Annotated in this window: 9 protein-coding genes; all 9 read right to left on the bottom strand. The window is 47.4% G+C overall.

Annotated features, from left to right (window positions below; genetic code table 11):
* Positions 1-239 (bottom strand): ATP-binding cassette domain-containing protein (locus AC3DOM_RS07095; protein WP_487918337.1); only part of this gene is annotated, 239 nt, incomplete at its 3' end.
* A gap of 45 nt (positions 240-284) precedes the next feature.
* Positions 285-1,304 carry an ABC transporter ATP-binding protein gene (locus AC3DOM_RS07090; protein ID WP_487918336.1) on the bottom strand — a complete coding sequence of 340 codons (1,020 nt, stop codon included), beginning with the start codon at positions 1,302-1,304 and terminating at the stop codon, positions 285-287.
* Positions 1,305-1,545: 241 nt separating this feature from the next.
* On the bottom strand, positions 1,546-2,715 hold the full coding sequence (locus tag AC3DOM_RS07085) for a saccharopine dehydrogenase family protein (protein WP_487918335.1): 1,170 nt from the start codon (positions 2,713-2,715) through the stop codon (positions 1,546-1,548).
* A gap of 49 nt (positions 2,716-2,764) precedes the next feature.
* Positions 2,765-4,036 (bottom strand): NAD(P)/FAD-dependent oxidoreductase, encoded by a 1,272-nt coding sequence (locus AC3DOM_RS07080; RefSeq protein WP_487918334.1) that lies wholly within the window; start codon positions 4,034-4,036, stop codon positions 2,765-2,767.
* Between the two features lie 19 nt (positions 4,037-4,055).
* Positions 4,056-5,504, bottom strand: a complete 1,449-nt coding sequence (locus tag AC3DOM_RS07075; RefSeq protein ID WP_487918333.1) for an aldehyde dehydrogenase family protein — start codon at positions 5,502-5,504, stop codon at positions 4,056-4,058.
* 9 nt (positions 5,505-5,513) lie between these two features.
* Complete coding sequence (locus AC3DOM_RS07070; protein WP_487918332.1) at positions 5,514-6,944, bottom strand: trimethylamine methyltransferase family protein; 1,431 nt, start codon at positions 6,942-6,944, stop codon at positions 5,514-5,516.
* Positions 6,945-6,956: 12 nt separating this feature from the next.
* Positions 6,957-8,399, bottom strand: a complete 1,443-nt coding sequence (locus AC3DOM_RS07065; RefSeq protein ID WP_487918331.1) for a trimethylamine methyltransferase family protein — start codon at positions 8,397-8,399, stop codon at positions 6,957-6,959.
* A 17-nt stretch (positions 8,400-8,416) separates the two neighbouring features.
* Positions 8,417-9,349: a carbon-nitrogen hydrolase gene (locus tag AC3DOM_RS07060; protein WP_487918330.1), complete on the bottom strand. Its 933-nt coding sequence runs from the start codon at positions 9,347-9,349 to the stop codon at positions 8,417-8,419.
* A 12-nt stretch (positions 9,350-9,361) separates the two neighbouring features.
* On the bottom strand, positions 9,362-9,781 hold a 420-nt coding region (locus AC3DOM_RS07055), incomplete at its 5' end, for an agmatine deiminase family protein (RefSeq protein WP_487918329.1).

Below are 9,781 nucleotides of genomic sequence, written 5' to 3'. Positions count from 1 at the left end.
AAATCCCGACCATTAAAATCAATTTTGCCTTCCACTTTTCCTGGGGCGGAAACCAAACCAATAATTGAGAGTGATGTAACTGTTTTACCGCATCCAGACTCTCCTACCAATCCCACGATTTCACCAGCGTTTACATGAAAATTTACATCATCAACAGCCTTGACAATCCCATCTTCAGTATGAAAATACGTTCTCAGGTTTGAAATTTCCAGAATTGGTCTATCATTATTTTCTTGCATACTTATTCCTTTTGGCTAAAAAATTAGTTTTGATACTATAACTATTTAAATTTGTACATTCCAACAAGCTGCCCAATGATCAGGTCTATACTCAGTGAGTTGAGGTTCTTCCTGGCTGCATCGTTCAGTAGCCGCCGAACAGCGTGGGTGAAAGCGGCATCCTGCTGGTGGATTTATCGGGGTTGGTACTTCACCCTCTAAAATGATGCGATCAATTTCTGCTTCAGGGTCTGGTACCGGAATCGCTGACATCAGAGCTTGAGTATAATAATGCAAAGGGCTAATAAAGAGATTATCGCTTGGAGCCAGCTCCACAATCTTTCCCAAATACATAACGGCAACTCGATCCGAAATATGTTCAATTACAGAAAGATTGTGAGCAACGAAGAGATAAGTAAGATTAAACTCCTCCTGCAGATCCTGCAAAAGATTCAGTACTTGAGACTGGATTGAAACATCCAAAGCTGAAACCGGTTCGTCACAAATAATAAAATCTGGTTTTAGTGCCAGTGCACGGGCAATCCCAATTCTCTGTCGTTGTCCACCTGAAAACTCGTGGGGGTAGCGGTGTGCATGATACTCTTCCATGCCAACTTTTTTAAGCAAATCAACCATAATCTGGCGACGCTCTTTGGGAGTGCCAATCTTATGCACGTCCAAACCATCAATAATTGAATCCCCAATCGGTTTACGAGGATTCAAGGAAGCGTAAGGATCTTGAAATATGATCTGTGCTTTCCTGCGCATCTCTTTAAGCTGCTGTTTATCGAGATCATAGATATTAGCACCATCAATCTTTACACTTCCACCGGTTGGATCCAGTAACCTCAACATTGTCATGCCAACAGTCGTCTTCCCACATCCTGATTCTCCCACCAATCCCAGAGTTTCGCCTTTTTTTACAGTAAAGCTGACCCCATCTACGGCCTGAACATGGTCAACAACTCTCCTAAGGATTCCACCCCGAACAGGGAAATATTTAACCAAATTCTCTACGACAACAAAATCTTCCCCTAGGTTGCTGGTTACTTTTTCTATATTATTATCTGTCAGATTAGCATCCATATTTTTTCCTAACTATAAATTATAGGTACTCAGGGCTCACACAAATCGCCCTATCAAAATGGGGAGGGCCTAATTTGGTGGGTATTTGTCATTGCGAACGAGGGGAGCGAGCGTGGCAATCCTCTTGTTTGTCGGGGAGATTGCTTCGTCGGGTGAATTTCTCCTCGCAATGACGGATAAGGCTTTACTCCAGATTTTAGCCACTCCCTTAAAATGCGTAAACCCTGAATAAATAAAAAAGTTATATCTTTTGAGTAACAGTTACCTTTGTGATAATATCCCGTTTTTCAAGTTCCTTGAAAAAATCTTCGGGGTCAAGGCAGGCTTCGGGCGGATATACGCCGGGCTCCACGCGTCCTTCAGCAAGCCAGATCGCAGCAATTGCAGGGGCCAGACCAGTGGGTAAGGCACCTTTGCATGTTAGTGTTCCAAGTCGATAAGTAATATCCTCTCCATCTTTTGTCCCGCGAATTTCGGTGACGATTTCTTTGGCCCAATCTGGTGGTTCAGCCGTGGGAGGGGCTAGTAAATCGTCAGCAGAATGCACATAGTCGGCCAGCAGAGAGATCGCAAGATCGCGTGGCGCGACAGAAATCCCCTTAACATTTACTGGTTCCGCATTTGTAAAACCGTAGTCCGTTAGTACACGAATTTTTTCAACCGTATTCTTGGCCATGCCCCAATAGTTGATTTTGAAAAAGCATTCTTTTACGCCCATATCTTTGAATGTAACCGGCAATGTGGCTACTTCTGAATGCAGCGATAAATGCATGGGGATCATTCCCAGAGGGGGTTCAAACCAGTAATCTTCGAAGCCACTCAAGGGCGGTTTGGCGACAAACTCTCCATTTTCAAAAACCATCGGGTCAACTGTCAACTCATCTAAGATGGTTGGAACTGCATAGGAAAATCGTGGGTCATCCGGTGCCGGGGGTTTGATGCCATCGTAGATTCTGATGCTCTCGATTGAATCCAGCCTGTCAGCGGCGTAACGTGTTTGAATATTGGGGACACCTGGGGCAGAACCCATGCATAAGACCGCGCTAAGCCCTTCAGCGGCGAAGCGAGCATGCAATTTGAGCTGTTCTCTTGTCCCGTAGAATAACCCACCCATATCCGTGTAGTGCACACCAGCTTTGAGACAGGCTTCCATTACATTCAGGTTAATATAATATATTGCAGCGTTAAGGCAAACGTCTGATCCTTTTAATGCAGTTACGAAGTTTTCTTCGTCGGTAATATCTACTTTCTGAACCTTGATCTTAGGGCTATCGATATAGTCAGCCACGATCTGGGCCTGTTCAGTGTTGATATCGGCGATGATTACCTCATCCACACGATCATCCATTGCCAGGGATTGCACAGAGATACATCCCATTTTTCCGGCGCCGCCTAAAACAAAAATACGCATTTTAGTTCTCCTCATTCATCATAGTTATGATTGTTTTTTAGCTGGATTCTCAGGAAATCCAGTCTTTGAATCGGTAAAAATAAGCCGCAAAGGGCAAGAACCAGGGCTTATTCCGGTAAAAGAAATATGTCTGATGAGGGATTTCCATAAAGGGGCTGCTGGTTTTCTCTCCTGTGATGAGCCAGGCAATTTCTCGTCCCGAATATAACGCAGTATGCAATCCATGGCCGCCATAGCCAAAAGCAAAATGAATACCATTGACATGTCCAAGATTGGGCATCAGGTCAAAGGTCAGGCCGAGTTGCCCCGTCCATGTATGGGTTACAGGGATATCTGCCAATTGGGGAAAAGCACGTATCATTTGAGCTCGCAGAATTTTGGCAGATTTCATCAAATCCAAAGTAGTGCTTAAATTATTCCGTCCACCCCAGAGCATACGGCCATCGGGTGTCAGGCGGAAATAATTGAGAAACCACTTCGAATCATAGAAGACATGATCTTTGGGACTGATTTCTTCTTGTAATTCTTTCGATAGTGGTTCGGTAACGATGCTGTAACTCCCCACCGGGAAGGTTTTAGCATTTATCTTTGGCACCAACTGATCTGTATATCCATTTGTAGCAACGATCAGTTCTTTGGCTTTCAAAACACCTTTGACTGTGTGCAGCGTGAAGCCATGTGCTTCTTTTTCGATCTTGAAAACGCCAGCTTCTTCGCATAAAAGAGCGCCATGACGGGCAGCGACTTCAGCTAAACCGAAAACCAGTTTGGCTGGGTGTAGGCCAGCACCATGCCTGTCAATCACACCCCCATGAAAGAAATCACTGCCAATTTCAGCCCGCAATTTTGATGGTGGAATCACCTCCAACTCATCCCCCAGTTGGTCTTTATACCATTTTGATCTGGTTTTCATACTTTCGAAATGGGAGGCTTTGAATGCCAAGCCCAAATCGCCACCCTGGTGCCAGTCGAAGTCTATACCTTCTTCAGTGTCAAGTTCCTTGATCAATTCCAGCATATCCAGTGAGGCATCCCAGAATTTCTGACCATATTCTTTGCCGTAGCGTTTGAAAATGGTCATCATGCCAGCTTTCAGGCCGCTGCTAGTGATGCCCGCATTGCGGGAACTGGCACCCCAGCCAATGGTTTCGCGTTCCAGTACAACAACGCTGGTGCCACTCTTTGCAAGAGTGCGCGCTGCACTCAGGCCAGTATAGCCACCGCCAATAATGGCAATATCTATTTCTGTTGGTAATTCCGCAGCGACGGGAAGATCCGTAGGGCGGGGGTAATCGTCAGACCAAAAAGATATTTTATTCACGTTTTATCCTTTAGAAAGTCTAGTAGGGATACCAGAACTCCTTCAATTTACCTTCGATATCCCAATGAACATGCTTTACTTCGTAATATTCATCAATACCTTCCTGCCCGAGCTCGCGCCCCAGACCGCTCATCTTCATACCGCCAAATGGTCCGGCAAAGTTATCTGTTAGAGGGTCGTTAATCCAAATCGTCCCAGCTTTTACTTGCTCAAAATATTGCTTTACTAATTTTGCGTCATGGGTCATCAAGCTGGCGCCCAAACCATACTGGCAATCATTTACCAGATGGATCGCTTCATCAAAATCCTTATAGGGCATCAGTGGGATAACGGGACCAAATGTTTCCTCGCGCATCAGGCGCATGGAATGGTCAACTCCGGTAATGACCGAAGGTTCAAGGAAGAATCCACGCGTCATGTTTGCTGGACGCTTGCCACCGGTTAAGATTTTTGCCCCCGCGTTGACAGCCTCTGCAACCTGCAACTCAACTTTTTCGCGGAACTTATTCCGGATCATCGGTCCAATATCAGTGCCTTCCTCTAGGCCGTTACCCAAGCGCAGTTTGGAAACGAAATCGACCAATTTTTCACTGAACTGTCCGAAAATGCTTTCATGAACATATACCCGTTCTGTGCTGGTACATACCTGACCTGCATTCAATAAAGCAGCATAAGCCGCAGCGCTGACCGCGACATTCAGATCGATGTCAGGCGCAATGACCATAGGATCTTTACCGCCAAGTTCGAGATGCAGTTTCTTCATCATCGGGCCTGCCAGAGAAGCAATCCGTTTTCCAATGTCCAGTGAGCCGGTAAAGGCGATCACAGGAACATCAGGATGTTCAACTAATGGCTCACCAACCTCTGGCCCATATCCGGTAACCACGTTCACTACCCCTGGCGGTAAATGGCCACAAGCAACTTCAACTATTTTTAATGTCGATAGAGAGGTTAATTCTGAGGGCTTGATCACAACTGTGTTCCCGGCTGCCAGGGCAGGGGCCATCTTCCAGGCGAGGAGCAACAATGGGAAATTCCAGGGAACAATACAGGCCACCACGCCGTATGGTTCTTTGCGCACAAAATTGAACTGGTCGGGATCACCAGGAGGAATGACACGTCCGGTTTCGTGGCGGGCAAGCTCGGCGTAATAATCGAAGGTCTCTTCCACCCACCATACTTCCTCATCATTTTCGGGAATGGGCTTGCCTTCTTCTTTGGTCAGCAATTCAACGATCTCATCATGGTGGGCGCGGATCTTCGCGGCGACCTGGTGCAGGGCAGCAGCACGTTCATTAGCGGGAGCACGTTTCCAATCCAGAAATGATGCGGACGCGGCTGCTACCGCAGCATGAGCATCGGCTTTGGTCCCGCGTGGGACTTCATCCAGCATCTCTTCCGTGGCCGGATTGATGACCGGGATGGATTCAGTCGATTTTCCGTCAGTAAATTTTCCATTTATGAACATGGTTTTTCCTCAAGCAATTTTTGCTCGTTCTTCGATTTTGTCGAGCTCTTTTTCAACCTCATCCCCAAGGGGTAAGGGCTTATGTGTTGACAGGAGATATTCCACTTTTTCGCGGGCTTCTTCGATGATATCTTTCTTCCCAGAGACCTCCCATGCCTTTTGGGTCTCGTGTAGTCCAATTTTGGGAAATAGCCATTCTCCGGAGCGCATGCTATTGGCTGTGGATTTTTCCCCAAGGAAATTTCCACCTGGGCCAGCGTGTTGGATGACATCATCCAGCCAGGAATCTTTGTTGGCATTGATCCCGCGATGGGCCTGCTTGTTCATTCGGAAAGTTTCTGCATCGATGATCAATTGCTCAAGGCTCAAGATCATGGATCCGCCCAACAATCCGGCCCCAACCATCAAATCCGGCCAGGAGAGCAATGGCAACATGGCGTTCATCGCGCGCTCATAGCTGGATTGGATTCCGGGGGCAAAGGTATCTGTGCCCCCGCCAGAGCCTTCGACGGGTAGTTCATAATAGCGAGCCATTTCGATGGCAGCGCTGCTAAGCAAGCCATTCTCAATTGCGCCGGAGCTTAACATCCCCGTGCGCGGATTCATCATTGCCAGAGCAGGGGCGTAGATAAATGGCGTTCCGGGGGCGGCAGCCTGGACGAGACATAGCATCGACAGCACTTCGCAGTTACCCAGAATTGTCATCGAGATCATATTCCCGGGGCCGGTCCCCCCCATTAACGGCATCGGCATGACCGCAATAGGGATATCCCATCCAATGGTCTCCAAATACGCATTGGTATGCTGTTCTTCGATGATCAATGGCGATTGGGGACAGACTAAAAATGAGAAGGGATGTGTTTGGCGAATAGTTTCTTTATCGCCAAATACCGTTTGCAAAATTTCCAACAGCCAGGGAGTATATTTGGCTCTTGGCGAGGAGTCTTGCACATGTTTGGAGAAATTGCTGAAAATATGTCGCCAGTATTTAATGGACGCTGAAATCGATTCGTCCGCTCCACCGGGTTCAGCCATGGCCCAATAGACGCCGATCTCGTCCAGTGCATCAGAAAGGCGAGTGGCTTCCAACCAATCATTGTAGGTAGACGGTCGATGTTCACCTGTTTTGCGATCAATGATCGTAATGCCCTCTCCATCAGGCATGAGCGTGCAATCCCCGCTGTTCATGGGCAGATCCCATCCCGGGCGGCGAGCCCCCAGTGAGTATTTCTTTGGAGCTAGCCGGAGCGATTCTTCAACCAGATCACGCTGGAATCGCACGATTTTCGTATTTTCGTCAACATCAGCACCAGCAACTTTGAGGGTCTGACGTCCCTTGGCAGTTTCGACTCGAACACCCGTTTCAGCCAGTATCTTGAGCGTGCGCTCATGAACCTGCGCTTTTTCATTTTGAGAGAGAACTTGTAGCAAAGTTTCCAATAGATTTTCCTTTTACGAGAGTTCCTTATCTGCGGTTTTCAGAATACGTTTCAATTCAGCTTGTTGAGGCTCACTCAGTGGTTCAGGGTGATGATTCTTGAGAATCCAATCGGTTTTCTCTCTCGCTACCTCAATGGGGTTCCGGTAGCCGCCATCTTTTTCAGGGCTAAAGATCACTTCTGAATAACCAAGTTTACGCATATATTCTCTGGTATGGGGCTGACTAAGATAATGCCCTCTTTGGCCTACTGTTTGGATAATATCCAGCGCCATTTTTTCTGAGGTGGTATCGACCCCGCCCGCATTGGATCGAACGGTATGATAGATTTCTGCGTCGAGAACCAAACCTTCTGGATAAAGCAGTGTGCTGCCCTCCAGCAATCCCATTCCACTGCCGGTTTCGGCTCCACATAATGCACATAATAGGGAGGCCACACCGCCTCCCGCGGTTGATTCCCACCCTGGTTTTGAGGCGTGACCTCCAAAGGTCCCCGCCAGAGTTGGCACACCCCACATATGTGCTAACTCGACACCAGCGGCGTAAATGGCGGCTTCATGTCCGATATAGGCTCCCGTGCGGGGGTGAGTCCGACCAGGCATAAAGGAATGATACATTGGAGACCCAGGATAAGCCATCTGCATAAGCACCATGGCCGATACCATTTCCGCGTCTCCTACAGAAATCGTGCCTTCAATGGTCGCAGGGCCTGTTGAACCGGTATTGGGCATGGCCATAAAGCCCACCGGGATACCCGCCTCGGCGGCTACCAGGGCAGCATCCATACTTTCAGCATCCTGTGCCAATGGGGAAATGGTACAAATTAACAGAGAAAGCGGGGGGCGTGCCCGCATTGTTTCTTCATCTCCAGCCACGACCTTTGCCATCTCTACAGCGTAACGCGTTGTTATTTCCTCCACCACTGTTGGTGTTTGAACATGCTTGAGTGTATTGTTGAAGGATGCATCTAACTCGTGAAGAGAGGGAGTGGTGGGGTGGTCTTGTGCGCTGACCATTGGCCAGTAAAAACTGATCGACGATAAATAATCTGCGATCCGGGCGGATTTGGCGACATCATCTTTGATCGAAGAGCGCAATTCTCCTGTCACATAATCGATGGTTTTTGTGCCTGTGCCATCCGTAGCTTCATAAGTGACACCCTTTGACAGATCCAGGTCGAATGCTTCGGTGCGGCCTCCCATCGTGTAGTAGCGCGGTGCATGGGAAAGTGATTCAAGGATCACATCTGGTGATAATTTGACAAGTTTCTTATCGAAATCAACATTGGCGCCATGCTCGGCGTAGATCTTTAATGCGCGTTCTGATGGGCAGTGAACACCAGTCTTCTCAAGGATTTCAAAGGTATTCGATTTGAATTTATCCAGTTGCTCGTCGCTTAGAATTCGAATACGATATGCAGGAGCAATCGGCTCAATTAGGGGTGTTTGGCTGTACATGTCTCTCCGATCCTCGGTTATTCAGAATATAATTTAAGTAGATCCTGGTAACTATCTACTCTACGATCACGGTAAGGGAAAGAAAACAATTGCTTGGTTTCTTCGATAATGGATAGATCAACCGGACAGATCACGATCTCTTCCTGATCTTTGGACGCTAGATTCAAGACGCTTCCATCAGGGTCAGCGACAAAACTTTGCCCCCAGAAATTGATCCCGCTTTCTCCGTTGGGGCCAACCCCGGGTTCATTCGCGTGGGAAACTGGCAGAGCAATTGAAGGATCAACCTCGAAGCCCACCCGATTGACTGCTGCCAAAAAACAAGCATTGGCAACCGCATGCCCTCGCTGGACAATTTGCCAGGACTGGTCATATGTGGATTCTTCACTTCTTTTCGAGTATCCGATGGCAGTCGGGATAAAGATGATCTCGGCTCCTTTAAGCCCCAATAGCCTGGCTGCTTCAGGGTACCATTGGTCCCAGCATATCAGCACGCCAATATCTGCATATTTTGTTTTGAAAACCTTGTACCCAAGATCACCTGGGGTAAAGTAATATTTTTCGTAATAGTGAGGATCGTCGGGGATATGGTTTTTGCGATACTTTCCTAGGTAGCTTCCATCAGCATCAATGACAATAGCTGTATTGTGATAAATGCCCAAAGCGCGTTTTTCGAACAGGCTGGCAATAAGCACAATTTCTAGATCCTTTGCGAGTTTTCTAAGGATTTGAACAGTGGGGCTATTCTCGGATATTTCTTCAGCCAAGTCATAATGGCTGGAATCTTCTGATTGGCAGAAGTACAACGATTTGAATAACTCCTGGGTGCAGATGATCTGGGCGCCTTGTGAAGCTGCTTCCTTTATATTGCCAAGCGTCCTCTCGAAATTTTCCCGTACATCGTCTGTACAGGTCATCTGGATCAGGCCAAGATTAATAATTCTACTCATAGCACATTCCTGTTACGCATTTTTGGCCAGTGGCTGCTGCTGGGTGACACAATGCATCATGCCGCCCAGTTCGGATGTTGCCCAGGCCGGAATACCGATTATCTCTCGATCAGGGAAATGTTCAGCGATAATGCTCTTTGCGTTTTCATCGTTGACATCCCCATAAACGGGAACCAACACAATATTGTTTGCAATATAAAAGTTTGCGTAAGTTCCAAGAGAAAGTTTTGTGTCAAATGGTGGCCGGGTCGCTTCCACCAGAGTTGAGTACATTTCGTTCTTTGGTTTCGGGAGGCACACCGGGGTTAGTGATTTTCCTGACTCTGTTGAAGCCTCCCTCAATTCAGTCAGATGTTGTTTGAGGATCGGGTAAAAATTGTTGGATTCATCATCAGTCCAGGAATACAATACAGTGGATTCGTCTGTAAAGCG

The sequence above is a fragment of the Candidatus Desulfolinea nitratireducens genome, from assembly GCF_982879505.1.
The sequence above is the reverse complement of the archived record's forward strand: the minus strand, read 5'-3'. Positions and strand labels throughout refer to the sequence as shown.